General features: G+C 70.5%; 23 protein-coding genes, 2 tRNA genes and 1 other RNA gene. 9 read left to right on the top strand and 17 right to left on the bottom strand.

The genetic code is table 11. From position 1 onward, the window contains the following. Positions 1-27 precede the first annotated feature (27 nt). From ACIA5D_RS23225 to ACIA5D_RS23180, 10 genes are all read right to left on the bottom strand, one after another. The gene (locus ACIA5D_RS23225) at positions 28-378 is read right to left on the bottom strand and encodes a hypothetical protein (protein WP_396032246.1); all 351 of its coding nucleotides are present in this window, start codon (positions 376-378) and stop codon (positions 28-30) included. Positions 379-402: 24 nt separating this feature from the next. After that, positions 403-1434 (bottom strand): UDP-N-acetylglucosamine 2-epimerase, encoded by a 1032-nt coding sequence (locus ACIA5D_RS23220; RefSeq protein ID WP_396032245.1) that lies wholly within the window; start codon positions 1432-1434, stop codon positions 403-405. A gap of 196 nt (positions 1435-1630) precedes the next feature. Further along, positions 1631-2569, bottom strand: coding sequence for a hypothetical protein (locus ACIA5D_RS23215; RefSeq protein ID WP_396032244.1), 939 nt, complete (start codon positions 2567-2569; stop codon positions 1631-1633). A 92-nt stretch (positions 2570-2661) separates the two neighbouring features. Beyond that, positions 2662-3291, bottom strand: coding sequence for a GTP-binding protein (locus tag ACIA5D_RS23210; RefSeq protein WP_396032243.1), 630 nt, complete (start codon positions 3289-3291; stop codon positions 2662-2664). Then, entirely contained in the window at positions 3269-3727 is a 459-nt protein-coding gene (locus ACIA5D_RS23205; protein ID WP_396032242.1) for a DUF742 domain-containing protein, read from the bottom strand. Before ACIA5D_RS23205 ends, ACIA5D_RS23210 begins: the two co-directional genes overlap by 23 nt. Next, complete coding sequence (locus ACIA5D_RS23200; protein WP_396032241.1) at positions 3724-4188, bottom strand: roadblock/LC7 domain-containing protein; 465 nt, start codon at positions 4186-4188, stop codon at positions 3724-3726. Before ACIA5D_RS23200 ends, ACIA5D_RS23205 begins: the two co-directional genes overlap by 4 nt. After that, complete coding sequence (locus ACIA5D_RS23195) at positions 4185-7169, bottom strand: ATP-binding protein (protein ID WP_396032240.1); 2985 nt, start codon at positions 7167-7169, stop codon at positions 4185-4187. The genes ACIA5D_RS23200 and ACIA5D_RS23195 overlap by 4 nt, the downstream gene beginning before the upstream one ends. After that, positions 7156-8253, bottom strand: a complete 1098-nt coding sequence (locus ACIA5D_RS23190; RefSeq protein ID WP_396032239.1) for a hypothetical protein — start codon at positions 8251-8253, stop codon at positions 7156-7158. Before ACIA5D_RS23190 ends, ACIA5D_RS23195 begins: the two co-directional genes overlap by 14 nt. A 484-nt stretch (positions 8254-8737) precedes the next feature. Then, positions 8738-10408 carry a DUF885 domain-containing protein gene (locus ACIA5D_RS23185; protein ID WP_396032238.1) on the bottom strand — a complete coding sequence of 557 codons (1671 nt, stop codon included), beginning with the start codon at positions 10406-10408 and terminating at the stop codon, positions 8738-8740. Between the two features lie 27 nt (positions 10409-10435). After that, positions 10436-11494, bottom strand: a complete 1059-nt coding sequence (locus ACIA5D_RS23180) for a PHP domain-containing protein (protein ID WP_396032237.1) — start codon at positions 11492-11494, stop codon at positions 10436-10438. Between the two features lie 32 nt (positions 11495-11526). On the opposite strand from ACIA5D_RS23180, the gene mtnA reads away from it, so the two are divergent. Next, a complete protein-coding gene (gene mtnA / locus ACIA5D_RS23175; RefSeq protein ID WP_396032236.1) occupies positions 11527-12468 on the top strand; it encodes an S-methyl-5-thioribose-1-phosphate isomerase in 942 nt (313 codons plus the stop codon). On the opposite strand, the gene ACIA5D_RS23170 is transcribed toward mtnA, so the two are convergent. Beyond that, positions 12450-13067, bottom strand: a complete 618-nt coding sequence (locus ACIA5D_RS23170; protein ID WP_396032235.1) for a DinB family protein — start codon at positions 13065-13067, stop codon at positions 12450-12452. The two genes, mtnA and ACIA5D_RS23170, sit on opposite strands and share 19 nt — an antisense overlap. A gap of 44 nt (positions 13068-13111) precedes the next feature. Beyond that, positions 13112-14068: a prephenate dehydrogenase gene (locus ACIA5D_RS23165; RefSeq protein ID WP_396032234.1), complete on the bottom strand. Its 957-nt coding sequence runs from the start codon at positions 14066-14068 to the stop codon at positions 13112-13114. Between the two features lie 125 nt (positions 14069-14193). Here ACIA5D_RS23165 and ACIA5D_RS23160 point away from each other — a divergent pair, with 125 nt between their 5' ends. Next, positions 14194-15336: a PQQ-binding-like beta-propeller repeat protein gene (locus tag ACIA5D_RS23160; RefSeq protein WP_396032233.1), complete on the top strand. Its 1143-nt coding sequence runs from the start codon at positions 14194-14196 to the stop codon at positions 15334-15336. Between the two features lie 101 nt (positions 15337-15437). On the opposite strand, the gene ACIA5D_RS23155 is transcribed toward ACIA5D_RS23160, so the two are convergent. Next, on the bottom strand, positions 15438-16154 hold the full coding sequence (locus ACIA5D_RS23155; protein ID WP_396032618.1) for a M23 family metallopeptidase: 717 nt from the start codon (positions 16152-16154) through the stop codon (positions 15438-15440). A gap of 129 nt (positions 16155-16283) precedes the next feature. On the opposite strand from ACIA5D_RS23155, the gene ACIA5D_RS23150 reads away from it, so the two are divergent. From ACIA5D_RS23150 to ACIA5D_RS23140, 3 genes are all read left to right on the top strand, one after another. Then, entirely contained in the window at positions 16284-16838 is a 555-nt protein-coding gene (locus tag ACIA5D_RS23150; RefSeq protein ID WP_396032232.1) for a hypothetical protein, read from the top strand. Between the two features lie 351 nt (positions 16839-17189). Next, positions 17190-17708 (top strand): tRNA adenosine deaminase-associated protein, encoded by a 519-nt coding sequence (locus tag ACIA5D_RS23145; protein ID WP_396032231.1) that lies wholly within the window; start codon positions 17190-17192, stop codon positions 17706-17708. After that, positions 17705-18157 carry a nucleoside deaminase gene (locus tag ACIA5D_RS23140; protein WP_396032230.1) on the top strand — a complete coding sequence of 151 codons (453 nt, stop codon included), beginning with the start codon at positions 17705-17707 and terminating at the stop codon, positions 18155-18157. Before ACIA5D_RS23145 ends, ACIA5D_RS23140 begins: the two co-directional genes overlap by 4 nt. 96 nt (positions 18158-18253) lie before the next feature. Here ACIA5D_RS23140 and deoD read toward each other — a convergent pair whose 3' ends face one another. Next, positions 18254-18970, bottom strand: a complete 717-nt coding sequence (gene deoD, locus ACIA5D_RS23135) for a purine-nucleoside phosphorylase (protein ID WP_396032229.1) — start codon at positions 18968-18970, stop codon at positions 18254-18256. 115 nt (positions 18971-19085) lie between these two features. Between deoD and ACIA5D_RS23130 the strand changes: the two genes are divergently transcribed. The 3 genes from ACIA5D_RS23130 to ACIA5D_RS23120 all read left to right on the top strand — a co-directional run bounded on the left by ACIA5D_RS23130 (position 19086) and on the right by ACIA5D_RS23120 (position 20270). Beyond that, positions 19086-19175: transfer RNA gene (locus ACIA5D_RS23130), tRNA-Ser, on the top strand. Between the two features lie 389 nt (positions 19176-19564). Next, positions 19565-19774, top strand: coding sequence for a hypothetical protein (locus ACIA5D_RS23125; RefSeq protein WP_396032228.1), 210 nt, complete (start codon positions 19565-19567; stop codon positions 19772-19774). Positions 19775-19928: 154 nt separating this feature from the next. Further along, positions 19929-20270, top strand: a complete 342-nt coding sequence (locus tag ACIA5D_RS23120; RefSeq protein ID WP_396032227.1) for an STAS domain-containing protein — start codon at positions 19929-19931, stop codon at positions 20268-20270. Positions 20271-20294: 24 nt separating this feature from the next. On the opposite strand, the gene ACIA5D_RS23115 is transcribed toward ACIA5D_RS23120, so the two are convergent. The 3 genes from ACIA5D_RS23115 to ACIA5D_RS23105 form a co-directional block, all read right to left on the bottom strand. Beyond that, positions 20295-20648, bottom strand: a complete 354-nt coding sequence (locus ACIA5D_RS23115) for a type II toxin-antitoxin system PemK/MazF family toxin (RefSeq protein ID WP_396032226.1) — start codon at positions 20646-20648, stop codon at positions 20295-20297. A gap of 14 nt (positions 20649-20662) precedes the next feature. Then, positions 20663-20869 (bottom strand): hypothetical protein, encoded by a 207-nt coding sequence (locus ACIA5D_RS23110; RefSeq protein ID WP_396032225.1) that lies wholly within the window; start codon positions 20867-20869, stop codon positions 20663-20665. Between the two features lie 130 nt (positions 20870-20999). Further along, positions 21000-21087, bottom strand: a tRNA-Ser gene (locus ACIA5D_RS23105). An 81-nt stretch (positions 21088-21168) separates the two neighbouring features. Between ACIA5D_RS23105 and ffs the strand changes: the two genes are divergently transcribed. Then, positions 21169-21265: signal recognition particle sRNA small type (gene ffs / locus ACIA5D_RS23100), an RNA gene on the top strand. Positions 21266-21299 lie beyond the last annotated feature (34 nt).

Below are 21299 nucleotides of genomic sequence, written 5' to 3'. Positions count from 1 at the left end.
CGCTAGCCGTGAGGTACGACAAGTTCGTCAGTTGTCGTAGAGGCCCGGGAAGTAGCGGTCGGTCAGCGTCACGTCGTACACCTGCCGCACCTCGGTGATCCGCCCGCCCGCGACGGCCAGGAACTCCACCATCCGCGCGGCGCCGAACGGCGCGACCATGTCGTACACGATCGTCGCCCCGTCCTCGGCGAGCGTCTCGCCGGCCACCGTGACCTTGTCGGCGAACGCGGCGATCCGGTGCTGCACCTGCAGGAGCTCCTCGTCGTCGACCGGCGCGTCCAGGTTCCACTCCACCTCGACGTCGGGCGCGAGCAGCTTGCGTACCGCGGTGCGGTCGTCGTTGATCCACGACCGGGTCCAGAACCCGATGACGTCCATGTTGTTGGCTCTCCTAGGCTGGATTCAACGGGGCACGCCGGCCTCGGGCCGGGCGGGCATCGGGTCGGGGAACTGGCCGTGGCCGAGCAGGGCCGCGGTGGCTTGCGCGATGCGGGCGGCGGCCAGGCCATCGCCGTACGGGGTCCCGGCGACCCCCATGGAGTCCCGCCGCACCCGGCTCTCCAGCAGCTCGGACAGCGCCGCCACGATCTCGCCGGCCTCGGCGTCGACCTGCCGCGCGCTGCCGGCGTGGATGGCCTCGGTGAGCCCGCCGCCCTCGCCCGGCACCAGCACCGCCGTCCCGGCCGCGAGCGCCTCCTCGGCCAGGTCGGCGTCGTCGGTGACGACCACCTCGGCGACCGCGATCAGCCGGGACCGCTCCGGGTAGGGCATCCGCAGCCCGCCGATGACGTCGAGATCGTGGTGCTGGGCGGCGATCGCGAGCATGGCCGCCCGTACCGGCTCGTCTCGCGCGGCGCTCGTGCCGGCCACCACGATCCGGTGGGGCCGGGGCTTGGCGCGCCGCTTGGTGCGCGCGGCCATCAGCCGGGCCGCCTCGACCGCGGTGCCGCCGGTGAGCAGCACGTCGCCGGGGACGACCCGCTCGTCGAGCAGGTTCATCGCGGCGAGTGGCGCGGCGGCCAGGTGCACGGTCGCGACCTGGGCGAGCAGGCGCCGGTCCGCGTCGGCATCGTCGGCGACCAGCGAGCCGGAGCGCTGCCCCGCGTCCATGTGCATGATCGGCACGCGACGCCAGTAGGCGGCCAGCGCCGCGGCGAGGTTCTCGCCGCGGACGACCACGGAGGCCGGGGTGCGAACGGCCCACAGCTGGTCGTACCGGCGCATCGCCGCCGCGAGGTCGGCCGAGGCCGGCAGCGTGATGTCGGCGGCGAGCCCGCAGGCGATCCAGGTCTTCGCCACGGCGGTGGGGTCGGGTCCGGCGGCGATCAGCACCGGGGCGACCAGGCCCTGCTCACGCAGGGCGATGGCGACCGGGGCGAGCCGGAGCGCCTCGGCGCACGTACCACCGGCGAGGTGGACTTCGGGCAGCGTCATGTCTTCTCCGGAACTGCGGGGGTCAGCGGCTCGTTGGACGCTATGCAGTCACGGAGCGTGAGGCAAGCCGTCACCACTCTTTGTGGCCAAACGGCCCAGCCCAGACGTCGCAGATCGGGATCAAACGGGGCAGACGTCATCAACGACTGCTACTCACTGCAATGCCAGCCCGCGAGAGGCTGATAACAGAGAGTGCCTAGTCGCGCGGAGCGTTGTTGAGCAGCGAGGGATCGTCGCGCAGCAGGGCGGCGAGCCGCCGGGCCGCGATCTCGGTTTCCTCGGGGCGCTCGACCTGCAGCGGGATCGGCTTGGGCAGCGGGGTCGGCATGGCGCCGTTGCGCTGCGGAGCCATGCGCTCGTTGGCCGCCGGCTCGGCGGGCGCGCGGTGCTGCTCGGCGCGGATGCGATGGGTCTGCTCGGCCGACGGCGTCTGCGGCGGCACGGGCGGCGGCGGCGTGGCCGCGAACGGGTGCGGAGGGTAGGCGTCCCGGCTGTTGTCGGCGCCCGGCGTCCCGGGTGGCGGGAACCCGGCTCCCGGGCCCGAGCCACGCGAAGCCATGCCCAGGTCGCGCATGCGGGCGCCCAGGTCGCGGGAGGTCTCGCCGGGATGCGGCGGGTACGGCGGCTCGGCGGCCGGCGGCGGGGAGTCGAACGACCCGTAACGGCGTTCGGCCGTGTCGGAGTCGGCGAAGTACGCGTCGTGGGCGCCCGGTTCCGCGTACCCGTAATGAGCCGGACCGTAGCGATCCTGATCGTCGTGGGACATGCGCCGGGGATCGTCGGCCGGCGAGACCGGTGGCGCCTGATAGGGATCTTCGACCATCGGCTCGTCGAGATCCACGTCGACGATGTCGGCGTGCCGGGCGGCGGGGGCCGCCGGGGCCGCCGGCACCGGTGTGTCGGCGGTGACCTGCACCTGGCCCTCGGCGAAGTAGAAGTGCAGCAGGACGGGATCGCCCGAGCCTTCCGCGCCGACGGTCACGCCCAGCTCCGGATGGCGTGCCACGACCCCAGCGATCGCCTCGACCAGCTCCGTCACAGCGGGTGAGGTCCCTGTGGCCTCACTCGCGGCGCGCCTGCGCAGCTCATCACGGCGCGCGAGCTTGTCGAGCGCGTCGTCCAGTCCGCCTCGCACGTCACCGTCCTTCCTCTACGGGTGGTTCCTATCCACTCTGCCCGCTGGAAGGCCGATTTGAAAACCTCGATCTGCGCGACGCAGCGCACACCCTACGTGGACTTCGCCCGGATTGCCTTGTCGAGCGCCTGGTCGAGGACGACGAGCAGGGCGTCGCGGACCGATGCCCGGAAGCGCGCGTCGAACGAGAGAACCGGCACATCGTCACGCACAGCGAGCGCCCAGCGCACCTCCTCGAGGTTGTAGTTCATCTGCCCGTTGAACGTGTTGATGCCGACCACGAACGGCAGGCCGGCCCGCTCGAAGTAGTCCACGGCGGGGTAACAGTCGTCGATCCGAGCCGTGTCCACCACCACCAATGCGCCGAGCGCGCCCTTGATCAGGTCGTCCCACATGAACGCGAAGCGGGACTGACCGGGCGTGCCGAAGATGTAGAGCTTCAGCGTCTGGTCGATGGTGAGGACGCCGAAGTCCATGGCGATGGTCGTGGTGGTTTTCATGGACGCTTGGCCGGGATCGTCGATGCCGACCGACTCCGAGGTCATCTCCGCCTCGGTGGTGAGCGGAGAGATCTCGGAGATGGCGCCTACGGTTGTCGTCTTTCCGACACCGAAGCCACCAGCCACGATGATCTTCACCGGGACCGGCGCCTTCTTCGGCTTGCCGCCGCCGCCCACCTGCGCGGTGCCGACGTAGTGGTCAGGTGATTGCTCGAAGTCCACGGATCACTCGCATGATGGTTTCGGGGTCGGGGGTCTCGTTGTCCAGCACATGGACGTCCAGCTGGCCCGCGGCGCGCAGATCGCCGACGAGGATCCGGGTGACGCCGAGGTGCAGACGCAGCCGGGCGGAGATCTCCGCCACGGACAGTGGCTCGCCGCAGAGCGCAACGATGGCGCGCATCTCCGGCGAGAGCCGCATGGGCATCGCGGCGTGGTTGACGGTCACCTGGGTTTCCATCCCGATGTCGGGATCGGCGCCGTCGGTGCGTCCGGACGTGATGACGAACGGGCGCAATGTCGTGGCCGAATCGTCGGCCGGCAGCTCGCCCAGGGATGTCGGGCGATAGCCGCCGGCCAACGGGAGGCCAGACTGCAGGAAGGGCCGGACACTCGGGCGAGCCGGGTGTGCCGGGTCGTCAGGGTCCGGGTATGTCATTGCTGGACGGCGTTCTTCAACTCGGCGATCAACCGCGGGCTCAGGGCGCCGCCGGCCCGGGTGGCGAACAGGGTCATCTCGTACGCGAGGGTGCCGAGGTTGGCCGAACGGTCCGCGATGACGCCGAGCACCGAGCCCGCGCTGATGGCGGTGACCAGGAGGTAGCCCTCCGCCATGTCGATGATGACCCGATTCAGCGCGCCCAGCCGGTACCAGCTCGCGGCGCCGCCGGCGAGGCTGGTCAGACCGGAGACGACCGCGGCCAGGCGCTCCGCGTTCGGCCGGTCCTTGATCGCGGACATCGCCATCAGGAGGCCGTCGGAGGAGACGGCGATGGCCTCGATCACGCCTGCGGTGCCGGAGGTGAACGAGTCCAGGAGCCAGTTGAAGGTCTTCGCCTCGGCACTTAGCTGGGCCTGGCCGTAGCCGTTGCCGGTTTCCGTGGAGTAGGGGCTAGTCATCGCGGTTGTCCCTCGGGTTGTGGCTGAGTTTCGTTCAGTGCGAGTGCGACTCCGTACTCGAACTGTTCCATCAGTGCTCGTGCGGCATCCGGATCGAGCGGAGGTGCCGGAGCGGGCGGGGGCGGGGTGTTTTGCACGTCCCGCGGAAGGGTGGCGCCCGGAACGCGACGGGCGAGGGGTGAGTGACCGGCCGACGGCGGGGCCGTCATCTCGGTCTCGGCGACGTCCCACTGGGCACGGCTGACGCCGGCCTCGAAGGCGTCGAACGCGGCGCGCGCGGCGACCGCGTCGTCCGGTGCGGCGATGGTCGGCCGCGCGCCGGACTCGGCCGGCAACTGGCTGCCGGGCACACGACGGCGAAGCGGACCACCGGCGCCCCGTTCCGGCGACGCGGCGGGCTCCGGCTGACCATAGGGCTGCGCGTACGGGTCCGGCTGCGCGTACGGGTCCGGCTGGGCGTACGGGTCCGGCTGGGTCTCCGGGTACGCGGGCTGGGTCTCCGGGTACGCGGGTTGGGCGTAGGCCTGCGGCACCGGCGCGCCGTACCGGGGGTCCTCGTCGGTGCGCTGGTGCGGGATGGCCGGTGCCTCCGGGTACGGGGCGTTCCAGGTCGGCTGCGGGGCCTCGACCGGGTACGCGTTCCAGGTCGGCTGGGGCGCCTCCATGGGCTGCTGGTTCCAGGCCGACGGACCGGCCGCGGGCAGCTCCGGCAGCGAGGCCGGCCCCCGGCCGGCGACCGGCGCGCCCAGGTCGTACATCGGCTGCGTCGGGACCGGCTGCTGGTAGACCTGCGCCGGCTGCTGGTAGACCTGTGCCGGCGCCCAGACCGGCTCGGCCTCGTACACCGGCTCGGCCTCGACCGGGCCGGCGGGCAGCGCCTCGTACGACGGCGCCGCGAGGGCCGGGCCCGCGTCGGCCCGGGTGGCCGTCGCGAACGCGTTCCACGAGTGTCCGGACTCGAGGGTGCGGGTGGCCCGCTCCAGCACGTTGGAGTCGAACGGCAGCTGGCTGCCGGGCACCGAGGCGCGGGCCGCGGAACCGGCGATCACCTGGGCGAACTCCGACGTGTGGTAGCTCGGCGCTGAGGACGGGCCGCCCAGGAACGACGGTGCCATGGTCGTGCTCGGTACCCGCGAGATCAGGTGCGCCGGGGTCAGGTCGACCCAGACTGTGACACCGCCGCCGGGGGTGTCGGTCAGTGTGATCTCGATGCCGTGCCGGCGGGCGAGCCGGCCGACCACGAACAGGCCGAGCACCTCGGTGGGCACCAGGTCGAGGCGCTCACGGCGGGTGAGCCGGGAGTTCTCCTCGGCCATCCGCTCGGGCGTCATGCCCAGGCCGTTGTCGATGACCGCCAGTCGGGCGCCACCGCGCAGCTCGGTCGCCGTGATCAGCACCCGGGTGTGCGGCGGGGAGAACGCGGTGGCGTTCTCCATGAGCTCGGCGAGCAGCAGGGTCAGGTCGGCGAGGACGGCCGGTACGACCACGATCTCCTCGGGCACCTCGACGTCGACCCGGGTGTAGTCCTCGATCTCACCGAGGGCGAGACGGACGACGTCGGAGAGCGACAGCGGCGCCATGTGCTCGTTCGCGCCGGCCCCACCGGAGAGCACGACCAGCGAGGACGCGTTCCGGCCGAGACGGGACGACATGTGGTCGAGCCGGTAGAGCTCGCGGAGCCGGTCGCTGTCGGTCTCCTTGCGCTCCAGGTTGTCGATCAGCGCGAGCTGGCGGCCGACCAGGTTCTGGGTACGCCGCCCGACGTGCCCGAACATCTGGGCCACGTTGCGGCGGCCGAGCACCTGGCGTTCCACCAGCCGGACGGCGGTGGTCTGCACCCGGTCGAACGCGCGGGCCAGGTCGCCGATCTCGTCCTGGGCCTCGACGTCGACCGGGTCGAGGCGAATCGGGCGTACCGTCTCCGCCTCGTCGTCGGCGACGCGCTGGAGCTCGGCCTCGGCGGCGCGGGCGATGCGGTCGGCCGAGACGGTCAGGCGGCGCAGCGGCCGGGCGACCGCGCGGGCCATGAAGAGGCTCAGCGAGATCACCAGGAGCAGCAGGATCAGCGAGCCGCCACCGATGAGGAGGGCGTCCCGGAGCGCCGTGTCCCGGTTGTTGGTCACGATCTGGTCCACGTCCGCGGCGACCCGCTTCTCCACGAAGCCACCGAGGACGAGCACCGAGCGCAGCGACGGGAACAGCGTCTTGATGTTCAGCGAGCCGACCGCCGTGGCCGGGTCGATCGCGGCCTGGATGAGGAAGTCCGAGCCGACCCGGGAGGAGAACGCGTCCTGGGCGCCGAGGTACAGCTTGTACTGGGCGTCGGTGAAGAACGCCTGAGCGTTCAGGATCACCTGTTGCAGCTGCACCAGCGTCGAGTAGAAGAGGCCGACGAAGCCGGCGTTCTTGGTGATCGTCGCGACCACGAGGTAAGCGGAAGCCTGACTGATCATGTCGTCGGTGCGCAGCGCCTGGTCGAGCGCGAAGATCTGCTTGCCGACGCCGGTCGTCAGGTCGGCGCTCGAGGAGAGCGCGAGCCCGTTGATGAGCGGCGTGATCACGTCGGTGAACTCGGTGACCAGGGTGTCCGGCCGGATCGCACCTCGGTTGAGTACGTTCTGCCGGGTGTTGTCCAGCCGGGACGTGTTGCGGATGGCCTTGCGCAGATCTTTGCTGAGCGCCTGGCCGCCGTCGTCGATGCGGGCCACCGTGTCGGCCGCCTTGGCGCTCTGCACGACCAGCTCGGGCTCCTGGATCAGCCCGAAGATGAAGCCGATCGAGAGCAGCCGCTCCTCCTGGAGCTCCTGGATGGCGGTGCTGACCCGGGTGGCGAGCTGGACGGCGTCCGAGGTCTTTTGCGCGTCCTGGGCGTCGCTGATACGCGTGACGATGATGGGCACGCTCAGCGCCACGACGCCGAGCAGGGGAACGAGTACGAGCAGGGCGAGCTTGCCCAGAATGCGGAACTTACCGAACAGCACCGGACCGCTCCCGCCGTGTCGGGTCGATGTCGCCGTAGGCCGGGGTGATGTCGTACTGGCCGCCGTACGCGGCGGGTGCCGGTGGACGGCTGCTCGGGATGTCCCGGGTGGACTCGCCGATCGGGGGCGCGGCCGGCGCGAAGTCGCGGCGGCGGCCGATGGCCGGCCAGACCAGGGCGCCGAGCACCAGCGCGATCGCGAGCAGGCCCATGGCGAGCGCCTCGGTACGCCGGTAGGACAGCGAGCTCGACCGGTCCTCGAGCAGCTTCGCCATCTCCTTGAGCGTGACGCCGGCCAGCGCGTTCAGCGCGGTCTGCAGGGCGGTCTGCGCGGTGGACATGGTGGCCACGTTCGGGGTGCCGCCGGGGTTGGCGCCACGGGTCATCGACTCGACGCCGCGGCGGAACGAGTCGAGCGTGGTGACCAGCGAGCCGCTCAGCGTCGGGCTGTTGGTGTCGTCGACGGCGGCCTGGAGGCTCTCGGTCAGGGAGTTCACCGAGTCCTGCACGGCGAGCACCTCCTGGCCGAACTGGACCGCGATCGTGCCGCGGGTCTTGGCGTTCGCGGTCTGCAGGATGTTCGCCCAGTCGCCCATCCGGCTCACCCGCACGACCGTGGTCGGCATGTCGACCGCGACGGCCTGCTGGAGGTTGGACAGGTCGCTGTCCGGGTCGCGGCTCAACTCGGAGTTGCGCCGGACGGCGCCGTAGAGGGCGAGGGCCAGGTCGGAGACCTCGATATGGGCCTGGAGCACGGCGAGCGAGCCGCCGGTCGCCTTGGGCAGCTTGGCGATCTTGGTGTTCAGATCGGCCCAGCGCTCCTTGGTCTTGAGGTCGTCGCCGAGGCTGGCGTCGGCCGCCGCGACCTTGGCGACGGCGGCGTTCAGCGAGTCGGGCGGCGCGGACACGCCCTGGACCGCCGAGGACTGCGCCTCGGCGAGCGCGTTGATCAGCGGGGTGAGGGCGGTGATGTATTCGACGCCCTTCTTCTCGAGATCGGTCTGTGCCCGCTGGCTCGAGTTCTCCTGCCAAACTCGCCCGAACAGGACCGCGCTGGGCACAAGAACCAAAACCGTCAGAATCACCGCGAGAGCGGAGCGTAAACGGGTTCGCCGGCTGTTCATTGCTTTCGTCCTCCGCCATGCAACACGCGATGAGCCGCTGGTGACGGCTACTGTCCGTAGCCAGTTGGGCGCACGGATCCGGGCCAATCTATCCGAGAAATCCTCGGGAAGCCCCTTTCCAAGGGGCAGAATTCTCTCGGCTGATCGGGGGATGCCCGCGGGCGCCGTCAGTCGTTGTTCGCGCGCGATTCCCGCTCGTTATGTCGGGCCGAAGTCGCAGCGCACAGCGCTTCCGGAGCCGGTTGGCCACCGCGGAGATGGTAACGGCAGGGCGGGCCCGCGAAAAGATACAAGATTCGCAATAGATAACGATTATGACTCGGAATCGCATTGACTCTGAGTAGTCGTACGATTGCTTACGGGAATGGGAATTGCGCTGCGTAATGATGGCCCTTACGCAAAACGGGCTTTTCCCCGGTTTTTGCCGGGGAAAAGCCCGAAGAGGTCACAGCCGAGCGAGGGCCTTGCGCAGCGGGTCGAGGCCGAGCGAGCCCAGGTTGAGGGCATCGCGGTGGAAGGCCTTGAGGTCGAAATCGGCGCCCTTGCGCTGCTTCGTCTCCTCGCGCGCCTGCATCCAGATGCGCTCGCCCACCTTGTACGACGGCGCCTGGCCGGGCCAGCCGAGGTACCGCTTCCACTCGAAGCGCAGCACCTCGTCGGACATCCGTACGTGCCCGCGCAGGAATTCCCAGCCCAGCTCGGGCGTCCAGCGCTCGCCGGGGTGGAAGCCGAACGGGTTGTCCCGGGGGATCTCGTACTCCAGGTGCATGCCGATGTCGACGATCACCCGGGCCGCGCGCAGCGCCTGGCCGTCGAGCATGCCGAGGCGGTCGCCCGGGTCTTCCAGGTAGCCCAGCTCGTCCATCAGCCGCTCGGCGTAGAGCGCCCAGCCCTCGCCGTGCCCGGAGCACCAGCAGAGCAGCCGCCGCCAGCGGTTGAGCAGGTCTTTGCGGAGCATGGTCTGGCTGACCTGGAGGTGATGGCCGGGCGCGCCCTCGTGGTAGACCGTGGTGACCTCGCGCCACGTGGAGAACTCGGTGATCCCCTCGGGGACCGCCCACCACATCCGGCCGGGACGGGAGAAGTCCTCGCTCGGGCCGGTGTAGTAGATGCCGCCGTCGCTGGTCGGGGTCAGGCAGCACTCGATCTTGCGGGCCGCCGGCTCGATGTCGAAATGCGTGCCGTTCAGCTCGCTGATCGCCTTGTCGGCCAGCTGCTGCATCCAGTCACGGAACGCCTCCTTGCCCGGGATGCGCCGGGCCGGGTCGGCGTCGAGGACGGCCACCGCCTCGTCGACCGTGGCGCCCGAGCCGGCGATGACGGCCGAGACCGTGGCCATCTCGCGCTCGAGCCGGTGCAGCTCGGCGAAGCCCCAGAGGTACGTCTCGTGCAGGTCGACCTTGGCGCCGAGGAAGTACTGCGAGGCCAGCGCGTACCGCTCTTCGCCGGCCGCCTCCTTCTCGCGGCCGACCGGGGCCAGCTCGTCGCGCAGGAACGCCGCGAAGCCGGCCGTGGCCGCGGTCGCCGCGGTGGCGCCGAGCTCGAGCTCGGTGGCGAGCGCGCCGCTCGCGTCGAGCCGGCCGGTCAGGCCGTGGAAGAAGTTGTCGCGCGCCGGGTCGGTCCAGGCATCGCACTGCTCGGCGACGGCCAGCAGCTGGGCGCGGGCGCTGACCCGGCCGGCGGCCGCTTCGTCGCGCAGGGTCGTCTTGTACTGCTCGACCGCGGTGGCGAACCCGTTGAGTCGGGCCGCGATGTTGGCGACCGCCTCCTCGCCCTCGGTGGGCATGACGTCGAAGACGCCACGCAGGCCGTGCAGGCCGCTGGAGATCACGCTGACCGCGCTCTTGGAATACCCCGCGTCGTAGGTGGCGAGCTCGAGGCCGAGGCGCTCGATCATGGCGTCCTTGGCCACCTGCTCGGTCTCGTGCTCGGGCTCGATCACGTCCAGGTCGTTGAGGGTGCGCCGCACGTGTTCGGCCTGGGCAGCGAAGCCCTCCGGAGAAAGGTCGTCGGTCTTGTCGTCATGCCCGGCGATGCCGACATAGGTCGCGCCGGTCGGGCTCAGCTCGGCCCACTCGGTGACGTAACGGTCGGCCAGGTCGTCAATTCGTCCCACCCTGCGACCCTACGGTAAAGGCACAATCTATTTGTGCCCGCCGGTCCACTCGAGCAGGCGCTCCATCGGCCAGGTGTTGACCACCCGCTCGGCCGGCACCCCGCACAGCGCGGCCCGCTCGCAGCCGTTGCGCAGCCAGTCGAGCTGACCGGGCGCGTGCGCGTCGGTGTCGATGCTGAACAGGCAGCCGGACTCGACCGCGACGGTCAGCATCCGCTTGGGCGGGTCGAGCCGGTCGGGCCGCGAGTTGATCTCGAGGGCCTTGCCGTGCTCGAGCGCCGCCTCGATCACCTTGTCGAGCTCGAACGTGCTCGGCGGCCGGGTGCGGCCGGCCCGATGGCCCTTGTCGCCCTCGCCGGCCGCGGACACCTTGCGGCCGGTCATGTGGCCGAGGATGTCGAGATGCGGATTGGCGAGCGCGTTGACCATCCGCCGGGTCATCCGCGGCGACTCGTCACGCAGCTTGCTGTGCACCGAGCCGACCACCACGTCGAGCCGGGCCAGCAGCTCGTCCTCCTGGTCGAGCGAGCCGTCGTCGAGGATGTCGACCTCGATGCCGGTGAGCACCCGGAAGCCGTCGGGCAGCGCGTCGTTGAGCTCGGCGACCCGGTCGAGCTGCTTGCGCAGCCGGGCCGGCGACAGGCCGTTGGCCACGGTCAGCCGCGGCGAGTGGTCGGTGAGCACCAGATACTCGTGGCCGAGCTCGACCGCGGCGAGCGCCATCTCCTCGATCGGCGAGCCGCCGTCCGACCAGTCCGAATGGGAGTGGCAGTCGCCGCGCAGCGCGTCCCGCAGCGCGGCCGCGGCGACCGGCAGCTCGGTCCCCTCGGTCGTGCGCACCCGGCGCAGGTAGACCGGCTCCTCGCCGGCCAGCGACTCGGCGATGCAGCGGGCCGTGACGTCGCCGACCCCCGGCAGCTTGGCCAGCGTGCCGGCTGTGGCCCGCTCGGCGAGCTCGTCGGCCGGCAGCTTTGAAATCGCGGCGGCGGCCGAGCGGAACGCGCGCACCCGATAGGTCGCCTCGTTCGCCCGCTCCAGATAGAAGGCGATGCGTCGCAGATCGTCGACCGGATCACGAGATGCCATGCCCGCTAGGTTAGGCGGTTACGCTCGGCCTCGTGCGGACGATCGACTGGGTGGATGGGGCCGTCGAGATCATCGATCAGACGGTGCTCCCCAAGGAAGTACGTGTCCTGCGCCTGCACACGGTGCCGGAGCTGGTCGCCGCGATCCAGTCGCTGGCGGTCCGGGGCGCGCCGGCGCTCGGCGTCGCGGGCGCCTTCGGCGTGGCCCTGGCCGCCCGGGTGCACGCGGACGACCCGCAGGCGTTGGCCGCCGCGATCGCCCGGGTCGAGACGGCCCGGCCCACCGCGGTCAACCTGGCCCGGGGCGTCCGGCGGGCGGCGGCGCTGCTGCCGCGCGGGCCCGAGGCGGTCCTGGCCGAGGCGTGCGCGATCCGCGACGAGGAGGTCACGGCCTCGCGGGCGATGGCGGCCCGCGGCGCCGATCTGATGGTCGAGCTGTGCGGCAACCGGCCCCGGCTGCTCACCCACTGCAACACCGGCGGGCTGGCGGCGGTCACGCTCGGCACCGCGCTCGGCGTCGTCTTCGAGCTGCACCGGCGCGGCACGCTGGGCGGTGTGATCGCGAGCGAGACCCGGCCGCTGCTGCAGGGCGCCCGCCTCACGTCGTGGGAGCTGTCCCAGTGGGGGATCGAGCACCGGGTCGCGGTCGACTCGGCCGGGCCGTTCCTGATGGCCCGCGGCGAGGTCGACGCCGTGATCCTGGGCGCCGACCGGATCTGCGCCAACGGCGATGTGATCAACAAGATCGGCACGTACGCGCACGCGCTCGGCGCCCGCCGGGCCGGAATCCCGTTCGTCGTGGTCGCCCCCGAATCGACGGTGGACGTCGACACGCCCAGCGGCGACGCGGTCCCGATCGAGGACCGCGGCGCCGCCGAGATCACCCCCTGGTCCGACGCGGTGAACCCGGCCTTCGACGTCACGCCGCGCGACCTGGTCACCGCGATCGTGACCGATCAGCGGGTCATTCGCTGAGCTGGCTGACTCCTCATCAGCCCCCGAAGGGGCGATTGCGCCCAGGGCTTCAGCCACGGGGTCGTGGGCCAGCCCTCGGCGGCCGCCATCAACGGGTACGCCGTCGCGCCGTCGACCGATTCCCGGATGATGTCCGCGTGTCCCGCGTGCCGGGCCGTCTCCTGGATCAGGTGCAGCAGGATCCAGCGGATGTTCCAATGGGTCAGGTCCTTGCGGTTCCACGGCACCGAGTGGTCGATCTCGATCGGGAAGCCGAGGTCGCCGATCTCGTTCACCGTCTTCTCGGTCTGCTCGGCGACCCGGTCGTAGCGGGCAAGCACGTCCTCGATCGTCTCGTCCTCGGCCAGCCTGAAGTTCTCGGCGTACTTCTGGTAGTCGACCGACTGCGGCTCGCGCCGGATCGTCGACAGCCAGCCCTCCTCGGTCGAGGCGCAGTGCTTGACGATGCCGCCGACGCTGAGCTCGCTCGCCGACGGCGTGGCGCGCAGCTGCTCGTCGGTGAGGCCGTAGGCGGTCAACCGGACCACGTACCGCATCTGGGCAAGGTAGGCGAGCAGGCCCTCCTGCTCGTTGTTCACGGGTCCGACCTGAGCGGCCATGTCGTCTCTCCTAAGCGCGGGCGTTTTCTCCGACGCCCATCACCCTAGGAACCAATGCGGTCAGTTTCTGGCCGCATTGTCACGACGCCGGCCCGATCTTCGGCGACCGCGGTGATCCAGCCGCCGCCGCGGCCGAGGTCGAGAAGCCGGTCGACCTCGGCCGGCATCTCCGCCGGGGCGCCGCCGCGCGCGGGCCAGTGCTGCCGCAACTCCGCGCCGACCGCCACCAGCGGGGTGAGGAAGCGGACCGGGTCGGTGGCCAGCGCCGCGTCCATCCGCTCGAGCCCGTCGAGCAGCCCGCGCAGCACCTCGCGTACCGCCGTCACGTTGCCGCCGCACATCGCCACGATCAGCTCGGCGCGGGTGGCGGCGACCCGGGTGCCGTCCCGGAAGGAGCCGGCGGCCAGGGTGCCGGCCAGCGGGTTTCCCTCGAGCTGACGGGCCAGCGCGCTGGCGAACAGGTGCGGCACGTGGCTGATCTGGGCGACGGCCCGGTCGTGCTCGGCGGCGGTGATCGGCACGACCCGCGCGTCCATCGCGGTGAACAGCGCCGCGAGCGTCAGCCAGTCGCCGAGGCCGGTCTCGTGCGGCTCGAGGCAGAGCACCCACGCGCACCCCTCGAACAGTCCCGGCTCGGCCGCCGCGAATCCGGAGGTCTCCTTGCCGGCCATCGGGTGCCCGCCGACGAACCGTCGCAGTCCGTGCTTGACGGCCAGGTCGCGCACCGGCCCCTTGACCGAGGTGACGTCGGTGATCAGGCCGTCGTGATCGGCGAGCTGGGCGATGATTTCGGGAAGGACCGGCAAGGGTACGGCGAGAGCGACGAGCTCCGCGTTCGCGACCGCCTCGGCCACCGAACCGGCCACGTTCCCGCCGCCGTCGCGGGCCAGCTCGCGGGTCGCTCGGTCGGCGTCGTACCCGACGACCCGGTGCCCCGCCGCGGCCAGCGCCTGCAGCAGCGAGCCGCCGATGAGCCCGAGTCCGATCACCGCCACGTCCACCCGGGAACTCTCCCACACCTGCCAAGATCAGCCGTTCGGACCGGGAGGGGATCACCCGTCCCACCTGCGCATTCTGTCCGTTTTGCACCTGCCGACCGCATGCCACCGGATATTACGGTTCTCATGTGACTTACCGGGGGAAAACACTCATCATCGGACTTTCCGCGGCGGCGCTCGCTCTCGCCGTCGCGGCCGCGCCCGCCCAGGCGCAGTCCTCGGACAGCATGCCCAGCTTCAACGGCGCGGTGCTCACCATCGCGTACTCGGGAAACGTCGCCTACCTCGGCGGCGACTTCACCGCCGCGATCGTCCGCGGCAAGCAGGTGACCCGCGGCCACCTCGCGGCCGTCGACGCGCGCACCGGAGGCCTGCTGCCCTGGGCGCCCGCCGCCGACGGACGGGTCAAGGCGATCGTGGTCAGCGGCGGATCGGTCTACCTCGCCGGCGACTTCGGCACGGTCGGCGGACAGAAGCGGGACAGCCTGGCCCGGGTCGACGCGACCAGCGGCGCCCTCTCCGCCACCTTCAAGCACACGATCAGCGGACGGCCCTACGCCATCGCGGCCGGCGGCAACCGGCTCTATCTAGGCGGAGCGATCACCGCGGTCGACGGTCAGGCGCGTGGCCGGCTGGCCGCCTTCAACCTCACCACCGGCGCGCTCGACACCCGCTGGCGGCCCACCGCCGACGACCAGGTCGAGACGGTCGCGACCGGCGGCGGGCGGGTCTACGCCGGCGGCAAGTTCCACAAAATCAACAGCATTCCTGGGTACGACCGGCTGGCCGCCCTCGACCCGGCCGGCGGCGCGATCATCACCGCCTTCAAGCCGCGCCCGCCGTTCATCACGTACGCGATCGCCGTCACCGCGGCCGGCGTCTACTCGGCCCACGGCGGCCAGGGCGGACGGGTCAGCGCCTACACCCCCGGCGGGACGCTGCGCTGGTCGGCCACCTTCGACGGGGACGCGCAGGCGGTCACGGTGCTCGGCGACGTCGTCTACGCCGGCGGACACTTCGACCGGGCGTGCAGCACCGCCCGCACCGGCACCCAGGGCTCATGCGTCGACGGCTCGGACAACCGGGTGAAGCTCGCCGCGCTCGCGGTCGGCGACGGCCACCTGCTCGACTGGACCGCCGACGCCAACGGCGTCGAGGGGGTGCTGGCGCTGGCCAGCAACGCCGAGACCGGCACGGTCGCGATGGGCGGCGCCTTCACCACCGTGGACGGCCGCACTCAGAAGCGGTTCGCTCAGTTCAGCGAGACCTAGACCGTCTCGGCCGGACTTTCCCCGCCGGGAATCGCATTCGGCAGCGACTTTTCTCCCGGCAGCGCGGGGCCGCACCTTTGGGCGAGGGTGCGGCCCCGCGTCTATGCCTTGCAGTTGTGCGAGCGCTTCCAGGCGGCGACCGTCGCCACCGGGCTCTTCTGGCCGCCGCCGCGCCAGGACGTCAGGTAGGTAGCGGGCCAGACCACGCCGCGGCGGACCTTCCAGTCGCCGGTCTTGGCGCACGGCGGGGAGACGCCGTAGTGCAGGTGGCAGACGCCGCTCGAGTTGCCGGTTTTGCCGACCTTGCCGAGTTGCTGACCGGCCGTCACCCGGGCGCCGGCCCGGATGCCGCCGAGCACCTTGCTCAGGTGGGAGCCGTAATAGCGCACGCCATCGTCGCCAAGAATCGACACCGAGAGGCCGCCGTTGTCCGGGCCGTCGGGCGAGCCCTCGACGTACGCGTCCTTGAGGCTCACCTCGAGCACGACGCCGCTGGTCGTGGCGACCACGGTCTCGCCGCAGTCGGCGAAGATGTCGGTCGCCGGATACTTCGAGTGGGTCGGGTGGAACGCCACGTTCGACGCCTTGACCGGGAAGACGTACTTCACCTTGACCTTTGCCGACGGCGTCTTCGACGGCGTGGCGCTCGGGCTCACCGGCGTGGCGCCGGCCGCGGCCGAAGGTGGAACGGAGCTCGGCGGGGCGGCGGGCAGGGACGACTCGTCGGCGGCCACCGGTTCCACGAACTGCGGGGTGGCCTCGTTCGACACGCCGCCGGGAGAGCCGCCGGGAGCGCCGCCACAGGCGGCCATGGTCATGGCCGCGGCGGTCAGGCCGGTGAGGGTACGAAGCAGGCGCACCGCGCCATCCTGGCAGAACTCGTCCGGTCGTGCCGTCCCGCGCTCGGTAGGCTGGCCTCAGCGGCGAGCCACGCAGGAGGAGGCGCAGTGAGCGAGAACCAGCCGTCCTGGCCGGCCGCGTCGCCCCCGGCGCCCGGTCGTGATCGGGTCGAGATGGTGCCGCCGGCCGTGTACGCACACCCCGGCCACGCGCAGCCGCCCCACGCCCAGCCCCATGCTCAGCCCCACGCTCAGCCCGGTTACCCGCCCGCGGTGGCGCAGCCGCCCCTGCCTACCTTCGCCCGCCGCCCCGCCGGCTACCTTCCGCCGCCGGCCCGGCCGCCGTCGGGGCTCTTCCCGGGGCCGACCCGGCCGGTCTACCGCGAGCCGCACCCGGTGGCCGCGGCGCCGGTGCTGGCCGGGTTCGGCGCGGCGCTGCTCTGGTTCGCGCTCTTCGGCGGCCTCGCTCACGACCTCGCCGCGTACGCGTGGTGGACGATGGTGGCGGCGATCACCGCATGGGCCATGGCGATCGTGCTGACCGTCCTCGGCGACCGCGGCGCGGCGGTCGGCATAGCCCTCGCGAGCGGGCTCGGGCTATCGATAGCGGTGGCCTTCGTGGGCGCCCGATGGATAGCCACCTACGACTGGCCTTTGTGGTGAAAAGCACGGAATCGGGAGCGACCGGGTGTGCCGTCCTCGTCGCCGTCCGCACGGGGTCTTGACGCGACACGCGGCGGTGGGCACGCTCGGCTTCATGGCCCCCTCACCGCCACGGCTCGACCCCGATCGTCGCCGTCGCCGTCTGGAGTTGCTGGCGGCTCTCGCCGACGCGAAGGCTCGCGAGAACGCACAGCCGCAACGACTTCGCGGGGCACGTCTCCGCGAGCTCATCGCCACGCGCCGTCGCCTGGCGAACTGACTTCCCACCCCATTGGGGGCGTGGCGCGCCGCGCCCGCCGTTCTTCCCGCTACCGTCACTCGCTGAAGACAAAAGTCGCGTGGGGGGAAAACTTGTCGACTTTCGCTGCCGCCGTCGCTCGGGGCAAGAACGGGTGGACGGCGTCCGAGCTGGACCTGGCCGGCCTCGCCGATATCGACGAGGTGGTGGACGCGCTGCGCGACGTCGAGCCGGACGCCGATGTGGCGCTGCTCTTCGTCGAGAGCGACGACCAGTACCTGTCGATCGTCCGCCTCGACGAAGGTGAGGACCTGCGGGTCTTCGGCTCCGACTCGGCGTTCGTGGAGGAGTCGCGGATCGGGGCGGTGCTGCTCGGCGAGATCGAGGTGCCGGCCGTGCTCGAGATCGACGACCTGACGTCGGAAAGCGAGGAGGAGGACACGGACCGTCCGTCGCCCGATCCCGACGCCGACCCGGTCGGGGACGCCGACCTGCTGAACGACCTCGGGATCAGCGCGAACCGGCTGCTCGGACTCTGCGGTCAGGAAGGCATGCTGCCCTCCGACGTGACCGCCGAGATCTGCCAGCGGATCGGCTGCGGCGATGAGGTGGAAGAGCTGCGCGAGGCGTGAGTCTTCCGGCGTCACCTCAGCACGTTTCATGGATGCGGCGAGCCATCGAGGTCGCGTCCGCCTTCCCGGAGGACGTGCCCGTCGGGGCGGTCGTCTACGGCCCTGACGGGGTGGAGCTGGCCGCCGCCGGCAACGAGCGGGAGACGACCGGGGATCCGACGGCGCACGCCGAGATCCTCGCGCTGCGCCGGGCCGCGGTGATCCTCGGCAGCTGGCGGCTCGAGGGGTGCACCCTCGTCGTCACGCTGGAGCCCTGCACGATGTGCGCCGGCGCGCTGGTGCTGGCGCGGGTGTCGACGCTCGTCTTCGGCGCGTGGGAGCCCAAGACGGGCGCGGTCGGCTCGCTCTGGGACGTCGTGCGGGATCGCCGCCTGAATCACCGGCCCGAGGTCTATTCGGGGGTCCTGGAGCGTGAGTGCGCCGCGTTGCTGCGGGATTTCTTCAGGTGAGCAGCCGGGCTCCTCCGCGCCTGCGGTTGTCGGAGCCCGTCGCCCGTACGAAGAATGGTTGAGGAGAGTCGCGGAGAGTGACGCCGCGGCAGCACCTCAGGACGCGTCGGAGATCGCGGTCTCGAGGCCGATCCGGACCATGTCGCCGAAGCCCTGCTCGCGCCGCGCCGAGTCCATCTTCTCGCCGGTCTTGATGTGATCGCTCACGGTGAGGATTGTCAGCGCCTTGGCGCCGTAACGCGCAGCGATCGTGTAGATCGCGGCGGACTCCATCTCGACCGCGAGGACCCCGTAGTCGGCCAGGGCGTCGTAGAGATCGGGACGGTCGGTGTAGAACGCGTCGGCGGCCAGGATCGGGCCCACCCGCATCGCCGTGCCGTGCCGCTCGGCCACCTCGACCGCGGTGCGCAGCAGGTCGAAATTCGCGACCGGCGCGTAGTCGATCAGGCCGTCGAAGCGCGCACGGTTCATGTTGGAGTCGGTCGCCGAGCCGATCGCCGCGATCACGTCGCCGAGCTGGAGATCCATCGCGAGCGCGCCGCACGATCCGATCCGGATGACCGACTTCACGCCGTACTCGTTGATCAGCTCGTGCGTGTAGATGGACGCCGACGGCATGCCCATGCCGGAGCCCTGCACCGACACCCGGACGCCCTGGTAGGTGCCGGTGAAGCCGAGCATTCCGCGGACCTGGGTGTAGCACTTCGCGTCCTGCAGGAAGGTCTCGGCGATCCACTTCGCCCGCATCGGGTCGCCGGGGAGCAGAACCCGCTCGGCGATGTCGCCCGGCTGCCCGCCGATGTGCACGCTCATGCTTCGTGCTCCTCTCGCTTGGTCATGCCGCCGATCCTGCCAGGTCAGGGCCGCTGGGCTCGGCAATGGGTGACCCGCCGACGACGGCGCGCCCGCGTCCGGTAACCTTCTTCGCGGTGGTGTGTCCGAGCGGCCTAAGGAGCACGCCTCGAAAGCGTGTGAGGGTTTACGCCCTCCAAGGGTTCAAATCCCTTCACCACCGCCAACGCCCGGCGGCCCGTTCTTCGCGGATCGCCGGGCTTTTTCGTGCTCGCGGTGCGCCATTTTGTCCGTGCTTTCGGTTACCGACAAGAGTCACTCTCAGTGCCTAAAAGCCGGTCAACCGTACGGGTTGGCGGGCACTCCGCCGTTCGGGTGTTCTCCATGATCAGATGTCGTATACGTAACGCGGTCGTTTCGGCGTCGGATGGCCCTCAGCGCTAGCTGGATCGATTACATAGCGTAGTGGTTAGGGGACCGCCCTAATACGAGCGCTGTTGCGCAAGTCACGCAGCCAAAAACCACCGGATCAGACAATGCGCTCCAACCGGCTGGTGAGAACTTTTCACAAGATTGCTCTACACCGATCTCCTGAGTCTGTCCTAGATTTGACATGTGAGAGTTGAGCATCACTGGTGGAATGGTGACGTCCGCGTTGCACGCCGTGACGTCTTCGTACGCACCGACGGCATCGCCTGGGAAGTTGAAGCTCAGATGGGCGGACCCGACGGCAAGTCGAAGGTGCAGCAGTGTCCAGGGAAGGCCTCGGCCTTGATCCTGGCGGATGCGTGGCGTGGTCCACGCTGGCAGTGGCGCGAGATCTGACGCGCCTTGGGCCGGCTGCGCCGCCTGCTTGACTTCATCGGCCAGCCGAATTTTCCGTACGGGCCGGACCCCTCCCCTAGGGTCCGGCCCGTTCGCGTCGAACCGGACTGTTTGTCCGATGGCAAACAGTCGATCGGGTTTAACGTTTCACGCCATGCAGGCGACAGTCACCGACCACCGCTGCGACATCGCGGTGCTGCATCTCCGGGGCGAGCTCGACGCCGACACGGCCGAGAAGCTCCGCTCGACGATGGCCGATCTGCTGGAGCGTCCCGTTCCCCGGATCGTCGTCGACCTCACCGACCTCAAGTTCTGCGACTCGGTCGGGCTGAGCGCGTTCATCACGAGTAAACAGGTGATCACGGATCGCGGCGGGTGGCTGAGCTTCGCGGGCGCCAACCCGTTCCTGCTGCGCCTGCTGGGGACCGTGGGGCTGACCCGCTACTTCGCGATCTTCCCCGAGGTCGAGGACGCGATCGCCGCCGGCCAGCTCTGAGGTCGACGCGGTCGCGCGGGCGGATCAGGACTGTCGGCCGCTTCGAAGACCCAGATGGACCACTAGGGCCTCGCGTAGTGGTTCATGCAGGGCGAGGGGAAGCCGGCCCAGGCGCCGCCCGATGCGTCCCGCGTCGACGGCGCGGATCTGCTCGACCTGAACCTTTGACTCCAGGGCGAGCCCTGTCCCGGTCTGATCTTGTGCGAGCAAAATCTGAAACGGATAGACCTTGATGACGTTGGAGGTGATCGGTGCCACGGTGATGACCCCGCGACCGAACCGCTCCACGGCTCGATTGGCGCCGTCGTTGCTGACAATGACGGCCGGCCGGACCTTGCTGGCCTCGCTCCCGACGACCGGGTTCAGATCGACCCGCACGATGTCGCCCCACCTCACGATGGGAGGCCGTCAGCAGTGGCCGCGTCCCACAGCTCGGCGTCGGGTGAGTCCTCCCACTCTCCGAACGCCTCCGCGTACTGGTCCGCCAGTTGCCGCTCGCGCAGAAGGGCAACAGCCTCGTGCAGGGCTGCCGAACGGTTCACACCTTGCGCATCGAGGAATCTGACGTCCTCGTCGGGGAGGCTGACGCTTATCTTCATGTCGTCATCCTACCAAGGGTAGCACCGCCGGTACTACCTTTGGTGGGCCGAGCGCGGTTCGCCAGGACGGGGAATGCAAGAAGGCCGGACCAAGATGGGTCCGGCCTTGCCGCGTTTGTGCTGGTAGGGCTGGCGGAGGATACGAGATTCGAACTCGTGAGGGTGTTAACCCAACACGCTTTCCAAGCGTGCGCCCTAGGCCACTAGGCGAATCCTCCGTCGGCCAGGATACAGACATCTACCCCGAGCCGTGCGTGTGGGTCGGCGCTCGCGTGCTGACGGGGCCGGGTAAGCTGTTGGACAGCCTCTCGTGCGGCGTGCATCTCGTGAACCTCCCCAGGGCCGGAAGGCAGCAAGGATAAGCGGGCTCTGACGGGTGCACGGGAGGCCCTTTTTGTTTCCACCCTTCCGCGACTTTGTTCTTGTCATA

This window comes from Actinoplanes sp. NPDC051513, assembly GCF_044454685.1.
Classification (GTDB): Bacteria; Actinomycetota; Actinomycetes; order Mycobacteriales; family Micromonosporaceae; genus Actinoplanes.
The sequence above is the reverse complement of the archived record's forward strand: the minus strand, read 5'-3'. Positions and strand labels throughout refer to the sequence as shown.